Raw genomic sequence first — 17,115 nt, 5'->3', positions numbered from 1 at the left:
CTCGCCTGGTGTTGTCGACAGGTTCACGTCCATCCTCCCTCATTCGGCGCTCGCAGATCCCTACGACTCCGTGCTACCGGTCGGTAGCTCCCTCGCGCGCGCGTATAGGAGGTATGTAGAGCCTGCCTGATGCCCCGAACGGGTGGCAAAGCGGGGTCGAATCCCGAGCCCGTCTTCGGTGTGTCACGGTGTGGGTGGTTGCGCAGGTGGCCACCCTCAGTGTTCGCTGTGCGCGACCGGTGTTGAATACAGGTGTGGCGGCTGACCCCAGTCGCCCTACTGGCATAGCTTGGAGGAGTGGAAGCCGTGGTGGCCGCGGGAGACGCTGGCAAGGTCGGCGTCGCCGACAGGCTCGGGATCGAGCCGGACATGGTGGTCCAGGAGATCGGTTGGGACGAGGACGTCGACGACGACGTGCGCGCCGCGATCGAGGAACGGATCGGCAGTGACCTGCTCGACGAGGAGTCCGACGAGGTCGTCGACGTCGTGCTGCTGTGGTGGCGGGAGAGCGACGGCGACCTGGTCGACACGCTGATGGACGTGACCGGGCCGCTCGCCGAGGACGGCGTCATCTGGGTGCTCACCCCCAAGACGGGACGCCCCGGCTACGTCGAGCCCAGCGACATCGCCGAAGCGGTGCCCACCGCCGGCCTCGCCCAGACCCTCAACGCGAGCGTCGGCGAGGACTGGGCGGGCATCAAGCTCGTGTCGCCCAAGTCGGCCAAGACCAAGCGCTGAGACCTCCCACCCGGTGGCATAGGCTTGGCGGGTAACTGCCGAGCCCACCGGGAGGTAGCGCGAGCATGGCGCTGGAAGTCGGTACCCAGGCCCCTGACTTCACGCTCAAGGACGCCAACAGGGAAGACGTGACCCTGTCGTCGTTCCGCGGCGAGAAGAACGTGCTGCTGGTGTTCTACCCGTTCGCCTTCAGCGGCATCTGCACCGGCGAACTCTGCCAGGTGCGGGACGAACTGGCCGAGTACCAGAACGACGAGGTGCAGGTCATCGGAGTGTCCGTGGACACCCCGTTCAGCCTGAAGGCGTGGGCCGAGAAGGAGGGCTACTCCTTCCCGCTGCTCTCCGACTTCTGGCCGCACGGGGCCACCGCCCAGGCCTACGACGTGTTCAACGACAAGGCCGGCATGGCCCTGCGCGGCACGTACCTCATCGACAAGCAGGGCGTCATCCGCTTCGCCGAAGCCAACCAGCCCGGCGAAGCCCGCGACCAGGACCAGTGGAAGCGGGCCCTCAAGTCGCTCTGACGTGAGACCATGACACCCGGGCCGGCCAGAACCGGCCCGGGTGCCAGGGCGCATAGCTCAGCGGGAGAGCATCCGCCTTGTCGAGCGGGTGGTCACTAGACCGAAAGGTGACTTCCGCGCACGTCAGCCGCGCGTCCGGGCGTATGCAGTCGCAGCCGTGGCGCGAGTCGTGGCACAAGCACACGTGTCCCGCGTGGATCAGAGAGTGTGGGCACAGCAGGTTTCGAACCTGCGACCCCCGCTTTGTAAGAGCGGTGCTCTACCCCTGAGCTATGCGCCCCTGAACACGAGAGTGAACGATACACGAGGCCGCAGTCGAGGTTCGCGGCATCGCCCGCCATGAGCGATTCGCCACGCATGACGGTGTAGTCGATGCTGCGAAACGACTACGGGACAACGCGCTGGTCCCTGAAGCCAGCCGAATTTGTCAGTGGGGGTGGGGCCTGAGACTTGGACCCACCCCCACTGACGTCTACTCAGCTGATCTGCTGGTTCAGGGCAAGGACCTGGGCTGGGGCCAGGGAGTACGACCACGTCTGAACGTTGCTGAGCTTGCCGGAGAAGAAGCCGGTGTTGGTGGCGTTGCTGAGTCCCCGGCCGATGGCGAGCGGGCCGCTGGCGGTGAAGGGGGTGGTGTTATGGGCGGTGCCTTGGGCGGCGCCGTTGACGAACAGGGACAGGGTTCCGGTTGTGGCGTTGTAGGTGCCGACCAGATGCGTCCATGCGCCGGTGGTCGGGGCGAACTGGGAGACGGCCTTGATCTGCGTGGCGCCTGCCGTGTCCGTCGCGGACATGGTGAATGCCCACCGCTGTGCGGCGGCGTCGTACTTCAGTGTGAACGCGGAGTTCTGGCTGCCGTCCTGGCTGGCGATGACCGCGTCGTTGCTCGTGTTGGCGAGGTTGGCCCACGCCGACACGCTGAAGCTCTTGGTCGTGTTCAGCACCGGTCCGCCGGTTTCGACATAACCGGTCGAGCCGTCGAGTTGGAGCGTATTGCCGCGCGCTGGGTCGTCGGTCCAGGACGTCGATCCGTGCAGTGTGCCCGGGGACTGTCCAACGCCACTGTCCTGTTGGAACCAGGGCGTCTTGGTTGTCGGGGCGGTGTCACGTGCTGTCGTCGAGGCGGTCTCCGGTGCGCTGGCGCCGTCATTGAGCTGCCAGGTGTCGTGTGGTCCCAGGTATGCCGACGTTAGAGCGGCGTAGCCGGTGGCGAAGAGGTTGACGTGATCACTCATCGACGCGTTCGGGTCCAGCACCGTGCTGCCGGTGGCCGAGTCGGATTGGCCGATCACCGGATCGGGCGTGATGTAGAAGTACTGCGGATTTTTGCTGGGGAGTCCGGCGCCATTGCTGAGGAAGGCGTTCATGATCCCACGCTGCGTGTCCACGTCGGTGGTACAGGGGTCGTTGGTCGATCCCCCTCTGCCCGCGTAGCCGACGCAAGGAGTCAGCCCGATGGCGATGGTTGTGATCCCAGCGCTGTACAGGTAGCTCTCGAGTTGCGCGTACGCCGCGTCCACCTCGCTGGCGGTCTTGTGGTTGAGAATGTCTTGGAGTCCTTCGTACAGCACGACGGTCGTGACTCCTGGTTGGGCGAGAAGATCTCGATCGACCCGGGAGAGCGCGGAGGGGCCGCCGACCCTGCTGTCGGCTGAGGGCTGGGCGTAGTCGGTCGTCACCTCATTGGACTCGATGCCGGCGCTGACCGCGCCGTAGGGCGCGGGTGTGGTCGGTTCGGCGGCGGACAGGACGGCCGCGAGGTCGCTTTCGAGGTAGGGGTGAGTGCTGGGCGCGTCGATCAGGCCGTCGCCGAGGACCACGGTGGTGCCGACGTGATTGGTCGTGACGTCCAGCCCGGTGAGCAAGTTGGTGAAGGCGCCGTTGGTTCCATCGAACACCGCGCCGCTCGTCACCCCGGACTTGTCCCCAGCGCCGGGCGATGTCGTGTACTCCCATGCGTTGTTCGACCATGTGTGCTCGACGAGGTAGGGCACCGACACCGAGCTGGACAGGCTGAAGGACACGAGCACGTACTGGTTGGGACTGACAGCGAACTGTTTGGCATCGCTGTAGGCCATGCCACCCGCTGGGATCGTGAGCGACGGCGATGTGCCGAAGGCCAGGGGCACCAGATCCGCAGCGGCTGTGGCCGAACGTGTGCTGCCGGTGGAGCTCGTCGCGATCGTCGCGCTATTGATGGTCAACGGGCTCGTGCCGAGGGAGTTGTCGAGCTTGATGCGCACGGTGTTGCCCGCGAGCGAAGGCTTGAGCGCGATGCGGAACGTCTGGTTGGTGAAGTTCCCTCCCTGCTGGGTGTGCTGGCCTTCATTGGGGCTCCCCCAGGCCCCGGTCCACGAGGTGTCCTTGTCGATCGAGGTGGTGTTGCGGGTGGCCATCGCGAAGATGTGCATGGCCTGTCCGAAGGCGTCGTTGCTGACATCCGGCAGGGTCACGCTGGTGATCTGTCGGCCGGCTTCGCTGGGTGGCAGCGGAACAGCGAAGGCGTAGATCTTGGGGCTGTTCGTGGTGTTCTGGCCCGAGCGTGTGTTCTCACGCGGCAGCTTGACCGCGGCGAGCGCGTCGGGGCCGGTGATCCAGTCCGGCACGGGAAGCGAGTAAGCCGAGTTGCGTTGCGAGCCGCCGGATGTGTTCGCCGTGGTGATGACGCCTTGGGCGGCACATGTGCCCGGTGACTTGGGTCCCGTGAAGCAGTAGGAGCCGGCCACACTGATGTCGGACGGCACCCCCGGTGCTGCCAATGTCCCAGTGGCGGCGACTTGAACATCGTTGGCGGTCATCTTCGCGTTTGTCGCGGTGGCCAGAAACACCAGCGATGTCGTGCCGTAGGAAGGTATGCCGCTGGAGTACGTGACAGTTTGGTTGGCAGCAAGCAGGTTGTCCGGCTTGTCGCCGCCGAATTGCGGCAAGGTGAACGTGGCGCCGTCGACAGTGACCTTGCCCCCTGGCTGCCAGCCCGCGGCCTTCAGGTCATCGGCGGAGAAGCTGTTGGTGCCGTCCGCCTTGCCCAGGTTGGGGGCGGAGTTGGACGTGATCGCGATGTTCTGTGCGGGGTCGTTCGCCACGCACTGGTCGAACGTGCCGCACGACACGTTCGGGTTGCCAGCGGCCAGGAATTCGTACGACTGCGACTCGGAGACGTTGCCGGCGGCATCGGCCGCGTACGCGTACAGGTAGTGCGTGCCGGGTGCCATCGGGTTGACCGAGACGGTCGCGGTCGCATGGATCGAGGCGACCTCGGAAGGCGCTAGCGCCCTGGCGTAGGTCTGGATGTCGCTGACCGAGCCGTTGACGTAGTCGCCGGTGCTGTTGGCGGTCTTGGCGGCGCCGATGGTGAAGGGGCCGGTGCTGGCCCATGGTGTGGGATTGGTGGTTTTCCCGGCCTGTTGTCCGTCGACGTAGAGGGTCATGGAGTGGTCGTCAGCGTTGTAGACGCCGACGAGGTTGGTCCACGTGAGTGCGGGTGGGCTGCTGCTCTGTGCGGTGGCGTAGCTGGCCGGGTTGCCGGAGTCGCCGCTGGGGCTGATGAAGGCCCAGGCGTTGAGTTGCTTGTTGTATTGGAGGTAGAAGCTGGCGGCGTTGGTGCCGCCTTGGCTGGCGATGGTGGAGTAGTTGTCGGTGTTGTTGAGCTTGACCCAGGCCGACACCGAATACGAGCTCGTCGTGTTCAACGCGGGACGGCCTGTCGTGCCATAGCCGCCAGAGCCGTCTAGACCGAGGACCTTGCCGTGTACTGGATCTGTGCCCCAGGTCGTCCCGGCGGTCAAGGTGATTGGGCGCGCGGCTGTGGTGTCTGCGGCGGTGGTGCCGCTGCCCTCGGTCAACGTCCAGCGATCGGCGGGGCTGGCGGACGCGCCGCCGCTGAACGCCGACACGACGTTGCCTGACTGCGGTGCGGTGGTGTCGATGGTCTTGTCCAGTGTGTACACCAGCTTGGTTGCCGTTGAACTCGGGGTGCTCAGCGTGAACTGGCCGGTGTCACTTGCCTTACCGCCGCCGGCGAAACTGGTCTGGACATTGGCGATCGCCTTCACGTCGGCCTGCTGCAGCGCGTAGTTGTAGACCTGGACGTCGCTGATGGAGCCGTTGAGGTAGTTGCTGGTGCTGGTGGCGGTCTTGGCGGCGCCGATGGTGAAGGGGCCGGTGGCGTTCCACGGCGTGGGGTTGGTGGTCTTGCCGGCCTGTTGCCCGTTGACGTAGAGGGTCATGGAGTTGTTGTCGCCGGTGTTGAAGACGCCGACGAGGTTGGTCCATGTGTTGAGTGTGGGGGAGGTGGTGCTCTGGGCGGCGGGGTAGCTGGTGGGGTTGGTGGAGTCGCTGCTGGGGCTGATGAAGGCCCAGGTGTTGAGCGACTTGTTGTATTGGAGGTAGAAGCTGGCGGCGTTGGTGCCGCCTTGGCTGGCGATGGTGTAGAAGTCGTTGGTGCTGTTGAGCCTGACCCAGGCCGACACCGAATACGACCCCGCGGTGTTCACTGTCGCAGTGCTCGTTGATGCGCAGCCGCTGACGTTGTCCAACGAGAGCGTCGTCCCGCGCGTGGGGTCGACGGCCCAGCTTGCGCCACCGCTCAGCGTCGCGCCATGTGGTCCGGTTGAGCCGGCCGTGGTGCCGTTGCCGTCACTGAGGCGCCAGCGGTCGACCGGCGCGGTTGTGGCGACACCGCCGGCCTGCGTCACCAGGAATTTGCCGTCAGCAGAGGAAATCGTCGGCGCTATCGGCGCGACCGGCTCGGCGATGAAGTGGCAGGTCTGAGACCAGCCGCTCGTCGCCTCGCCGTCGGTCACCTGCGCCCGCCAGTCAACGACCTGCCCGTTGGACAGTCCGGAAAGGAATGATCCTGGCAGGGAGAACTGCGCGTTGGTGCCAGATCCGATGCCGTCTGCACCGGGACTGGGGTCGCCGGGAGATCCGCCGTCCAGCCAGTACTGGTAGAAGACCTGGAGCGGGTTGTTGTCCTTGTCCGTGGCCAGCACGTTGAGCGTGGGCGTGTTCTGGGGGAGGGACTTGCCCAGGTAGGAGTACGGGCCGTCGGTGGCGCAGGGGATGGTGGTCGACCCGGCCGCCAGGTACATGCTCGATGGGTTGGGAGTGTCGGGCGGGTTGTTGTACTTGATCTCCAGTGCCGCGTCCTTGTAGAACCGGCTGAAGGCGTTCTTGTTTCCGCTCGGCTCGTAGCTGTCCTCCTGCAGGGACACAGTCAGTTGGGGGTCGTGCGCGGCGGTGCTCGCTCGGAGTCGGCCGGTGGCGTCGAATGCGGCCATTACATCTTGGCTGCCGTTGGGATTGCAGGTGGGATTGTAGGCGGCGCCCGTGGTGGCCGATGAGATGCGGCCGTAGTCAGGTATGCGGGAGTTCCAGTTGGTGGACTGGCCGATGCCGCCGGTCCAGTGCATGTCCACGGTGTAGTGGGCTTGAGTGTTGCAGTCCGAGGAGAACATCTTTTTCGCGTACACCGTGGCGCTGTTGATGATCGCGCCCCAGGTGACGTCAGGCAGGCGCCACTGGTAGTACGCACGTTCGATGCCGATACAGCCCCACCAACCGTTGTAGCCGACGCCCAGCGCGCCCGAGTCGGCGCCGGCCTCCGGGTCAGTGGAGTCGAACAGAGACACACCGTTGCATGGATTGCCCGCCTTGGTCTCCTCGAAGTCGGGGGCGAACTCCGGTGCGGTACTCCAGTTGAACGTGGGGTCGATGTAGACCGGGAATGCCGTCGACTTTCCTTTGAGCATCCCATGGTCGGGCTCGAGGATCAGGCTGGACGGCGACGCCGTTGCCTTGACAGCGCTGATGTGCGCGCCCGCGCCGGCATGACCAGCGTCGGATGAGTCCTGCGCTCCATTGGGTTTGGGAGTTGCCGTCGCTGTTGACTTGGTCGAGTCCCACATGAGTGGCGTCGTTGCGGTCAGCGTGGCCGCGCCCTCGTCGCTGACCACCTGGACACCGCCGGCCATCGGGGTGATGTGTCCACCAGTGAGAGCGGTGGGCAACTGGATGTGTGCGAGAGCGGGATTCTTGGCGGCGTCAGCGGTTTTGACCACCAGCACGTCGGTGAAGCCGCCTGTGGCGGTCGCCGTGACCCGAAGGTCGACTCCGGGCAGGACATCGGGATAGGTCGCCGACGAGCCCGAGACAGCAGGCGTCGGCAGCGAGGTGGGCCACTTCACGGTGTAGGTGGTTGAGCCCGACGTTGTGGTGGCCAGCGGGCTGTTGCCGCCACCCGACAGGACCAGACTCCCGTATGCCGTTGCGGCGGGAGCCCATTCGCCCTGGGGAGTTCGGTGCAGTGCGGTGTCGATCGGTACCCACTTGCCGTGCTGCCGGGCCCGCTGGGGCTCGGTTGTCTCGGTGAGCTTGAGGGAACCGTCCGGCTGGGCTGTCACCTGTTGTGTCTCGGTGGTCAGGCTGTCCACCGGTACCGGCTTGTGGCTGGACCGCGCCTGGGCGACTTCGGACCGTGTGTCGGCCTTCGCTGGTGTGGATGCGCTGGGGGACTTGGAACTTGACTTCGAGGGCTTGCCGGGAGACGGAGGTGGCGCTGGTTTCCCGGTCGCGCCGACCACGTTCGGGGATGCCGTGTGTGGTTGCGGCGCCGAGACCGCGCTCGGCGCGCTGACCGTGCCGATGATCAGAAGGCCTGCTGTAGCAAGTGCCGCACCGATGCCTAGGCGCGTGGATCTGCCACCGAACATGGCGACGTACCTTCCCCCTGCGGCTGGGCCAAGGGCTCAGCCGTCCGAAGCCGCTCTCGGCTCTTCCGAGGCGACAGTCGAACGCTAAGGTGCGCACCCGGTCGCACGCAGCGACTGTTCGGGCGCTAGCTGCCGCCCCCGTTTGCTCCATAAAGCGCTGTTGATTGCGCTGATCGGGCGTATTCATCGCGGCAAAAACAACTAATCGCCCAAACAAGACTTTGTTGAACTTGGTGCATGGTGGCGGACAAACCTGGTTCACTGCGCCTGCTGGACGCGGGCCCGGAACGCCCTGGTCGCGCCTTCCTCAACAGTCCCTCGTGAATGTCCACAAAGGATGGTGATCTCGCATGGGTGAGTCCAGACCGACGCGATGGCGGCTACTGATCTCCGTTGGCGTTATGCTCGCTGCTGTGGCTGTCGCCGTGCCTGGGCGGTGGGAAGCGCCGGCCCATGCGGCATCCTCATCCGGCAGTACCTACGTGCCGGCACTCGCACCCACGCGGGTGCTCGACACGCGAGATCCGGGGCTGACACGACTTCCAGCGGATGGAACGCTAACCCTGCACGTCCCTAACGTGCCAACTGGTGCAACGGCTGTCGTGCTCAACGTGACGGCCGTAGACCCCGCTGTGGGTGGCTTCCTGACCGTCTATCCCGACGGCGCCTCTCGGCCGGCCACGTCCAACGTGGACTTCTCCCCGAACCAGACGACCGCGAACCTGGTGATGGTTCCGGCCACCAACGGCACGGTCGACATCTTCAGCGCACACAGCTCAGCTGACGTGGTGGTCGACTTCGAGGGATACTACGAGCCGGCCTCCGGCACCAGCGACACGTTCACGCCGCTGCAGATGCCCGATCGGATTCTGGACACCCGTGTCGCGATTGGCACTCAGGGGGTGAAGGCTCCATTGGGGCCGAACTCCCAACTGGTGCTCCAGGTCAGCAGTCCGTCGGCGGGGATTCCCGACGATGCTGCCGCGGTCGTGCTCAACCTCACCGCGACCGGCCCCACGGACGCCGGCTTCTTGACGGCCTACGCGACAGGAAGCTCGCGGCCGGGCACGTCGAACGTCAACTTCGGTGCCGGGCAGAGCGTTGCCAACCTGACCGTGGTACCGGTCAGCAGGGGCCAGATCACGATTTGGAACAAGGTAGGCAACACCGACGTCGTGGCTGACGTCTTCGGCTACTACACCGCGGGCACCGGCAGCACGTTCACCACGGTGAACCCGAAGCGTGTCCTCAATACCTTGGACGGCACCGGAGCCAACGGCGTCGTGGCTCCCGTGGGTGAGCAGCCCGTCGGCGTCCAGGTCGTCGATGGCGCTGGCATGCCGCCCAATGTCACCGCGGTGCTGCTGCACGTCGCTGTGACGAATCCGACGGTGGACAGCTTCCTGACGGCCTATGCCGATGGCGCCGCGCAGCCGAACACCTCGAACCTCAACTTCTCACCAGGGCAGACCATCTCCAACTCGGCGATCGTCCCGGTCGGTAGCGACGGGAAGATCGCCTTCTGGAATCACCATGGAACCGTCGACATCGTTGCCGACATCTCCGGGTACTTCACCGGGCCGCCATCCCCGTAACCGGGTCCGTTTTGTGTCGAAGTGCGCTGTTGGTGAGCATCGTGGGGTCGTTCGGTCGAGCGCCACTCGTCCTTTCAGTGTAAGTCGTCGGGTTTATCAGCGCCCGAACAGTCGCTGTGTGCGACCAGTCGTGTGAGGTTAGCGTTCAGTTTGCCGTCTCGGGTTGGCCGGGAGCGGGGGGAGGGGCTGTCCTGTGTGGACGGCCTCGGCATAGGGGGGTCGTGCAGTGCACGGGTTTCGTGCTGCTGTCAGACGTAGACCGATGCGTCACCTGCTGGTCGCAATCGCATCTGTGGCAGGGCTGGTCGCCGGCACCCTCACGGACGTGCCGCCGCCCGCGCTGGCCGCGACCCCGTCGTTCTCGGCACCACCGGCACCCAAGGACCAGTCGGTCCCGGTCCACCAAGTTGCCAGCCACTACACGCAGCCGAAGGCGATGCCGGCCTGGCAGCCCAGCAAGGTCACCTGGCCATCGGGCAGCTCCGACATGGCACTCGGTGCCGCCACCACAGCCAAATCCTCAGCCGTAGCCGGGGACTCACTGCCGGTGTCCTTCGGGCCGGCGAAGGCTGGCGGCGCATCGGCTAAAGCCGCCACGGCACCCGCCACCGCGCACGTCGCCGTGAAGCCCGCTCCGGCGGGGACCGCCGGTCTCGTGGTGTCGGTGCAGCGCACGGACCATTCACCTGGGGCCGTGACCACCAATGTCGCTGTGAACTACAACCAGTTCCGGGACGCGGGCGGCGCTGACTGGGCGGCGCGTCTGATGCTCGTGCAGCTACCCGAGTGCGCACTCACCACCCCCGACCTGCCCCAGTGCCGCACGCAGACACCGCTTGCGTCGACCAACAACGTGAAGACGACAACGGTGTCGGCCGACGTCGCCGTGCCGGCCGCCGACAAGTCCATGGTCCTAGAGGCCATGGCCGCGACCGGCGGTGGTGGTGGCGACTTCTCCGCGACGTCGCTGAAGCCCTCGGGCTCGTGGGAGGCCGGCGGCGCCTCGGACGCGTTCTCCTGGTCGTACCAGATGCAGACCCCCGCCGTTCCTGGCGGCCTGACGCCGAAGCTGGGCCTGAGCTACAACTCCCAGGCGGTGGACGGACTCTCCTCCTCGACCAACAACCAGGCGTCCTGGATCGGCGACGGCTGGTCGTACGAGCCAGGTTTCATCGAGCGGTCCTACCAGTCGTGCCACCAGAACCCCAAGGGCACCACGCAGACCTGGGACGAGTGCTGGTCGCCGAACAACACGCTGACGCTCTCACTGGGAGGTCAGACCACGACGCTCGTCCCCGACAACACCCAGAAGGACGTCTACCACTCGCAGGGTGACTCGAACGAGCGGGTCACGCATGTCCCGGCGCAGGGAGATGCGGGCGAGCGGTGGATCGTCGCCACCGCGGACGGCACTGTCTACTACTTCGGTCTCAACAAGCTCCCCGGCTGGACGGCGGGGGATGCGACCAAGTACCCGACCACCAACTCGGTGCTGAGCGTGCCCGTCTACGCGACTGCCGCGGATCAGCCCTGCTACAACGCGACGTTCGCCAACTCCTACTGCTCGCAGCCCTACCGGTGGAACCTGGACTACGTCGTCGACGCCCACTCCGACGCGCTGTCCTACTTCTACAGCGTCGAGCCGGGTTACTACGCACGTAACCTGGGGACCAAGGCCGACACCGTCTACGACCGCGCGAGCCGACTCACCAAGATCCTCTACGGCCAGCGCGACGGCCAGGTCTACTCTAGCCAGCCCGCGGCCGAGGTTGCGTTCAACTCGTCCGGTCGGTGCAAGTTGGCGCAGTGCGCCGATCCGTCCAATTCGGACAACATCACCACCCAGGACTGGCCCGACGTCCCCAAGGACCTGGACTGCAAGGCCAGCGTGGACTGCTCGGCTCAGGCGCCGACCTTCTACTCCACGTACATGCTGTCCTCGATCCAGACCCTCGCCCTGGTCGGCTCGACCGAGCAGCCGGTCGACCAGTGGTCGCTGTCGCACAGCTTCCCGGCGACGAACTCCGACACGACCCCGTCGCTCTGGCTCGACTCGATCAAACGCACCGGGCAGGACACCTCGAGCAGCGGCTCCACTTCGGCCATCGACCTGCCGCCTATCACCTTCGTGGGCACTGGGCTCCCGAACCGCGTCAACGCCAATAAGGATCGCCCGTCGATCACTCGGCAACGCCTGCAGAACATCGTGACCGAGACCGGCGAGAAGATCACGGTCAACTACAACACCGCCTGCGGCACACCGCCTGCCGACCCGGCGCACAACACGACCACGTGCTATCCGGCGTTCTGGACGCCGCCGGGTGCGACGGACCCGATCATTGACTGGTTCGCCAAGTACACCGTGCACTCGGTCGACTCGGACGACCCGACCGGCGGTGGCACCAACCATCAGTCCACGACCACCTACATTCCGGTGGGGGACGCGGCCTGGCACTACGACGACAACCCGCTCACCCCGACCACACCGGTTAACCAGAGGACCTGGAACCAGTGGCGTGGCTACCAGGGGATGATCGTCCAAACCGGCGGCGTCGTCGAGTCCGACCCGGTGATGAAGACGCAGTACACCTACTTCCAGGGCATGGACGGCGACACCCTGCCCGGCAACGCAACCCGTCCCAGTCACGTCTCGGACTCCCGCGGCGACCCGCCGGTCACGGACTCCGACCAGTTCTCCGGCATGACCTACGAGACCCAGGTCTTCAACGGCTCCGCGGTGGTCTCTGACACCGTCGCCGATCCATGGTCGTCCGCGCCAACGGCAACCCACGCCCTCACCGGACTTCCGCCACTACAGGCCTTCCAGACGGGGACCGCGGACACCAGGGTCTACACGCCTTTGGCCGACGGCACCGTCCGCAAGACGGAAACCGACTACACCCACGACCAGTACGGCCGGGTCACACAGTCCAACGACCACGGCGACCTGTCTACGACCAGCGACGACCTGTGCAGCACGACGACCTACGACGACAACACCTCGTCGAAGACGTTCATTCTCGACAAGGTGTCGGAGGTCAAGGTCCTCGCGATGAGCTGTGGGGCGCGGGACGCCACCCCCGACGACACCGTTACTGACACCCGCACGTTCTATGACGGCGCAACCGATCTCACCACACCGCCCTCTATTGGCGATGTGACACAGGCCCAGCAGCAAGTCACCTACAGCGGCGGCGTGCCGCAGTACAACACGACCACGACCACTGTGGACCAGTACGGGCGCACGCTGACGGTGACCGACGCCAACAACCACACGTCGAAGACGGACTACACCCCGGCGGCCGGTGCGGAGCCGACGTCGATCGTGGTGACCGACCCGAAGGCGCACAAGACGAAGACGACGCTCGACCCGCTGCGCGATCTGACGCTGAGCGCAACCGATCCCGCCGGCTACGTCACCAGCGCGACCTACGACGCGCTCGGCCGCCGGCTCGTCGTGAACAAGCCGGGAATTACCGCCGCCGTCAAGTACTCGTACACGGTGGCCAACAACGCGCCATCGGTCGTCACCACGCAGACGCTCAACGACGACGGCAGCTACCGCACGTCGGAGACCCTCTACGACTCGAAGTTGCGGGCCCGCGAAACGCAGACACAGACGCCGGACAATGGCCGCGTCATCAGCGACACCGTGTACAACACCAACGGGCTGGTGTCGGAAACCACCGACCCGTACTTCAACTCGGACCCGATTTCCCAGACCTACATGCAGGCGCAGGCGGACAAGGTCCCATCCGCGACGGGAATCTCCTATGACGGCGCCGGCAGGAAGATCGCCAGCGTCGCGAACCACCTTGCCGTCCAGACCTGGCAGACCACGTACGCCTACGGCGGAAACACGGTGACCACCACACCGCCCACCGGCGACGCCGCGACGACGGCGTTCACGGATGCGCGGGGCAACACCACCGACGTGTACCGATACCACGCCGGCGTCACCCCGGACCCGCTCACGGCCGCGCCGTCGGACTACGACCACACCCACTACACCTTCTACCCCAGTGGGAAAAACGCGAGCATCGTCGACCCGGCCGGCAACACCTGGTCCTACAAATACGACCTGGCCGGGCACCAGATCGTCATCCAGGACCCGGACGCCGGCACCACGGTCAACACCTACGACGGTGTCGGCCAGTTGAAGACCGTGACCGACGCCCGGGGCAAGCAGAGCACCATCGTCTACGACGAGGACGGCCGTAAGACGGCCACGTACGACACCACCAGCACGTCGACGCTGTCACAGACCAATAAGACTGCCGGGTGGACGTACGACTCGCCGAAGGTCGGCTACCCGACGTCGTCGACCTCGTACTCCGGCGGTGACGTCTACAGCACCACCGTCAGTGACTACGACAACCTCGGCAAGCCAGAGAGCGTGACAGCCACACTCGTCGGCGAGGGAACCACGCTGATTCCCTCGGACGGGCTGGAGACCGATTGGGGTTACACGCCGACCGGGAGCCTGAGCTCCACCATCGAGCCGAAGACGGCTGACATGCCGTCCGAGTTGGTGCGCAACCACTACGACACGTTCGGTGAAGCGATCGGGCTGGACTCCATCGGAGGCCTGTCGGCCATCTATGTCGGCGCAATCGGGTACTCCGAGCTGGGCCAGCCCAAGCAGTACACCTTGCCCACCAACGGCGGGCAGATCCAGGTCAACCTGGGCTACGACCCGCAGACCCAGGCTCTCAACGAGGTACAGACTTTCGCGTCGAAGACCTCGTCCGCACCGGTCGACGATCTCACCTACAGCTTCTCCAACAGCTCCGTGTCCCAGGGCGCCGGTCTCGTCGTTGGCACCACCGACAAGCAGAACGGTGGCGTGGTCACCGACCAGCAGTGCTTCGCCTACGACTACGCGAGCCGGCTGTCCGCCGCGTGGACGTCGCTGGATAGTTGTGCGTCGACTCCGAAGCCCGGTGCTTCTTCGACGGTTGGTGGTCCTAGTCCGTATTGGCAGTCGTGGACCTACGACGCGGCCGGCAACCGGGCGACGCAGGTTGACCATGACACGTCCGGCAACACCTCAGCGGACACCAGTACGACGTACAACTACCCAACGGCTGGCAGCGCCCAGTCGCACACGTTGACCAACACCACCGCGACGGGGCCGAAGGCCTCGACTCAGACTGCGTCTTACACCTATGACGAGGCTGGCAACACCAAGCAGATCACGGGCGGGGCGACGGGGGATCAGTCGCTGACGTGGACCGATCAGGGCAAGCTCGCGACCGACACCACCAGCAGTGGTGGCAGTTCGTACGTGTATGACGCCGACGGCAACCTGGTGGTGCGTCGTGATCCCGGCCAGACCACGTTGTTCGTCGGTGATCAGCAGATCGTGCTGAACAAGGCCACCAACACTGTCACCACGACGCGGTACTACACCATCAACGGCCAGACCATCGCATGCCGCGTCGGTGACGGGAACCAGCAGTACCTCGTTCCCGACCGGCAGGGCACCGACCAGCTCACCCTCGACGAGGATTCGCAGGCTCTCACTCGGCGTCAGTTCCTGCCCTTCGGGCAGACCCGCGGCACCGCGCCCAGTCTGTGGCCCAGCGGCCTGGGCTATGTCGGCGGCCTGCCCGATCCCGCTACGCAGTTGGAGAACCTGGGCGCTCGCGAGTACAACCCGGCCAACGGCCGCTTCCTCTCCGTCGACCCCGTGTTGGAGGCCGGGGACCCGAATCAGCTGAACGGCTACGACTACGCCGGCAACGATCCGGTCACCGGAAGCGACCCGTCTGGGTTGATGGGGTGCGATGGCGATGCCGAGAACTTTGGCAATGGCCATCACTGCAATGGTCCTGCCGGAGGTGATGGCGCGCCGTCTGCGGGCTCCGGTGGCGGTGGTGATGACGACACCTCTGTCTCGTCTTGTCCTGGCAGGCGAGCCTGCGGTGAGTTCCCCGAGAAGGTTCAGGCTGCTAAGGGGCGCGTCTACATAGCCGAGTCAAAGAAGCCTATCTGGACCCAGCTCAAGGATTACTTGTATGTTCCGGCACTTGTTCTCGGTGCTGTTGACTTAAAGCATTGCGTCGCCGATGGTGATGGTGCCGGCTGTGCCTGGACCTTAGTTAATGCTATACCTTTGCTGAAGCCTTTAAAGTTCTTGGAAGCCGCGATAGATGCTGCTCGGATTGCCGCTAATGCGGAGAGAGCGGCTCAAGCAGCTGCTGCGGCTGCTAAGGCTGCCCAAGCTGCTGCTGACGCCGCGAAGGCTGCTCAAGCCGCCGCCGATGCCGCAAAAGCTGCGGCTATGGCTGGCAATGCCGGAAAAGCGGGTGTGGTGGCTGATGATTCTGGCAAGGCCGCCCAAAGCGTGGCAGCTGAGAGTAAGGCGGCTTCTGGTGGGTCAGGTATCGACGCTACCGAGCTCACCTTGAGTAAGACCGTAGCTGACCACAGTTTCGAACTCAAGAAGAGTGGTGACTTTGCCAGGCCGTATAATGATTCGAGGTCGACAATCCAGGCTATTATGGATGCTGTGAAGCCTGTGGCCGATCCTGGAGGTGTTCCAGGTGCCCTGAGATGGGACGTTCCCGGCGGTCTCAATGGGCGTGCGGGCGTTTGGGAGCTCGTTGTCGATGTAGTAAACAAGAAAGTTCTTCACTTTCAGTTTAAGAACCCGAATAGATAAAAGGTGTGCTATGTCGATTAAAGTCTCAGTTCGAGACGGCGAAGCCCTTTCTGGCACACTGTACTATTCGCGTAGTGAGTACTCGTTTCGCTTTGAGGTGGACGATGTGTCGGGTCTGGCTGAAAAAGTGGGGCATCATGGTGTGGCCAGCTTGGCTGTTGGGACGCTTCAGATAGAGGTTGACATCGAGTCTATGTCCGCTCTCTATGTGTGGGGGCTGCATCCTGATGTGAAATGGCGGGAGGGGTCGGTAGCTCTTCGGGTTCCTGTTCGTGAAGGTAAGGTCGTTATTGATGTGGGCTCGATAATGTCTGCCGGGGTTGCGTTGGAAATTGCCGCCGTGAATGAGTGGGGTACCACGTTCGATTCCTTGACGGGGTGGGCTCGCGTTGCGCCTCACGGATTGGTTGAGGATGAGATTGTGCTGATTGCAACCGGTGTTGGCTTGGGGATTGTCAATCTTGAAATTGGCTCGGTTTGGTTGAATCCCTTGGTTGGAGATTAGTTGTGAGTACTTTTTGGTTTTTTGATGGGCGGATAGAGTATCTTGGGAAGTGTTAGACTTCTTGGATGGGGAACTTTCGATTCGAGAGGATGGCGATCGGTAGCGGTTCGGTCTACGGTTCCAAGCCGGGTTGAGGCTATGTAGATGGTGATCGCGACCGGGAAACTGGTCGCGAAAGTGGCCTGTGACTTGGAATATACGACGGTACTGTGGACAACTGGATCAACGTGTTCCAATGTGCTCGCCCTAACCGGGGTTGGAATATTACGATCTTGTCGCTTGTGTATTTTGTGGTGACGCTCTGCTTAAATTGCAATTTCTGGATTGTATTGAGCTTGAGGGAGATTGGTTGTGGCAATTCTGTGTGTGGTGGAAT

6 protein-coding genes and 1 tRNA gene are annotated in these 17,115 nt (G+C 64.4%); 5 read left to right on the top strand and 2 right to left on the bottom strand.

Annotation, left to right across the window (positions count from 1 at the left end):
* Nucleotides 1–306: 306 nt before the first annotated feature.
* Nucleotides 307–738, top strand: coding sequence for a DUF3052 domain-containing protein (locus tag JJ691_RS28020; RefSeq protein ID WP_211771767.1), 432 nt, complete (start codon nucleotides 307–309; stop codon nucleotides 736–738).
* A gap of 65 nt (nucleotides 739–803) precedes the next feature.
* Nucleotides 804–1,262, top strand: a complete 459-nt coding sequence (locus JJ691_RS28015) for a peroxiredoxin (RefSeq protein WP_211762607.1) — start codon at nucleotides 804–806, stop codon at nucleotides 1,260–1,262.
* Nucleotides 1,263–1,470: 208 nt separating this feature from the next.
* Here the strand turns inward: JJ691_RS28015 and JJ691_RS28010 are convergent.
* Both JJ691_RS28010 and JJ691_RS28005 read right to left on the bottom strand, forming a co-directional pair.
* Nucleotides 1,471–1,542, bottom strand: a tRNA-Val gene (locus JJ691_RS28010).
* 196 nt (nucleotides 1,543–1,738) lie between these two features.
* Nucleotides 1,739–7,972, bottom strand: a complete 6,234-nt coding sequence (locus JJ691_RS28005) for a LamG-like jellyroll fold domain-containing protein (protein ID WP_211762606.1) — start codon at nucleotides 7,970–7,972, stop codon at nucleotides 1,739–1,741.
* Between the two features lie 602 nt (nucleotides 7,973–8,574).
* Between JJ691_RS28005 and JJ691_RS28000 the strand changes: the two genes are divergently transcribed.
* From JJ691_RS28000 to JJ691_RS27990, 3 genes are all read left to right on the top strand, one after another.
* Nucleotides 8,575–9,567 carry a hypothetical protein gene (locus tag JJ691_RS28000; RefSeq protein WP_211762605.1) on the top strand — a complete coding sequence of 331 codons (993 nt, stop codon included), beginning with the start codon at nucleotides 8,575–8,577 and terminating at the stop codon, nucleotides 9,565–9,567.
* Between the two features lie 262 nt (nucleotides 9,568–9,829).
* Complete coding sequence (locus JJ691_RS27995; protein WP_211762604.1) at nucleotides 9,830–16,234, top strand: RHS repeat domain-containing protein; 6,405 nt, start codon at nucleotides 9,830–9,832, stop codon at nucleotides 16,232–16,234.
* Nucleotides 16,235–16,244: 10 nt separating this feature from the next.
* Entirely contained in the window at nucleotides 16,245–16,739 is a 495-nt protein-coding gene (locus tag JJ691_RS27990; protein WP_211762603.1) for a hypothetical protein, read from the top strand.
* Nucleotides 16,740–17,115: the final 376 nt, after the last annotated feature.

The organism is Kutzneria sp. CA-103260, from assembly GCF_018263855.1.
Lineage (GTDB): Bacteria > Actinomycetota > Actinomycetes > Mycobacteriales > Pseudonocardiaceae > Kutzneria.
The sequence above is the reverse complement of the archived record's forward strand: the minus strand, read 5'-3'. Positions and strand labels throughout refer to the sequence as shown.

What these genes read in the sequence shown, in the direction of transcription:
- JJ691_RS28015 (WP_211762607.1), top strand. Translation starts at nt 804, where the DNA reads ATGGCGCTGGAAGTCGGTACCCAGGCCCCTGACTTCACGCTCAAGGAC.
- JJ691_RS28005 (WP_211762606.1), bottom strand. Translation starts at nt 7,972, where the DNA reads ATGTTCGGTGGCAGATCCACGCGCCTAGGCATCGGTGCGGCACTTGCT.
- JJ691_RS27995 (WP_211762604.1), top strand. Translation starts at nt 9,830, where the DNA reads ATGCGTCACCTGCTGGTCGCAATCGCATCTGTGGCAGGGCTGGTCGCC.
- JJ691_RS27990 (WP_211762603.1), top strand. Translation starts at nt 16,245, where the DNA reads ATGTCGATTAAAGTCTCAGTTCGAGACGGCGAAGCCCTTTCTGGCACA.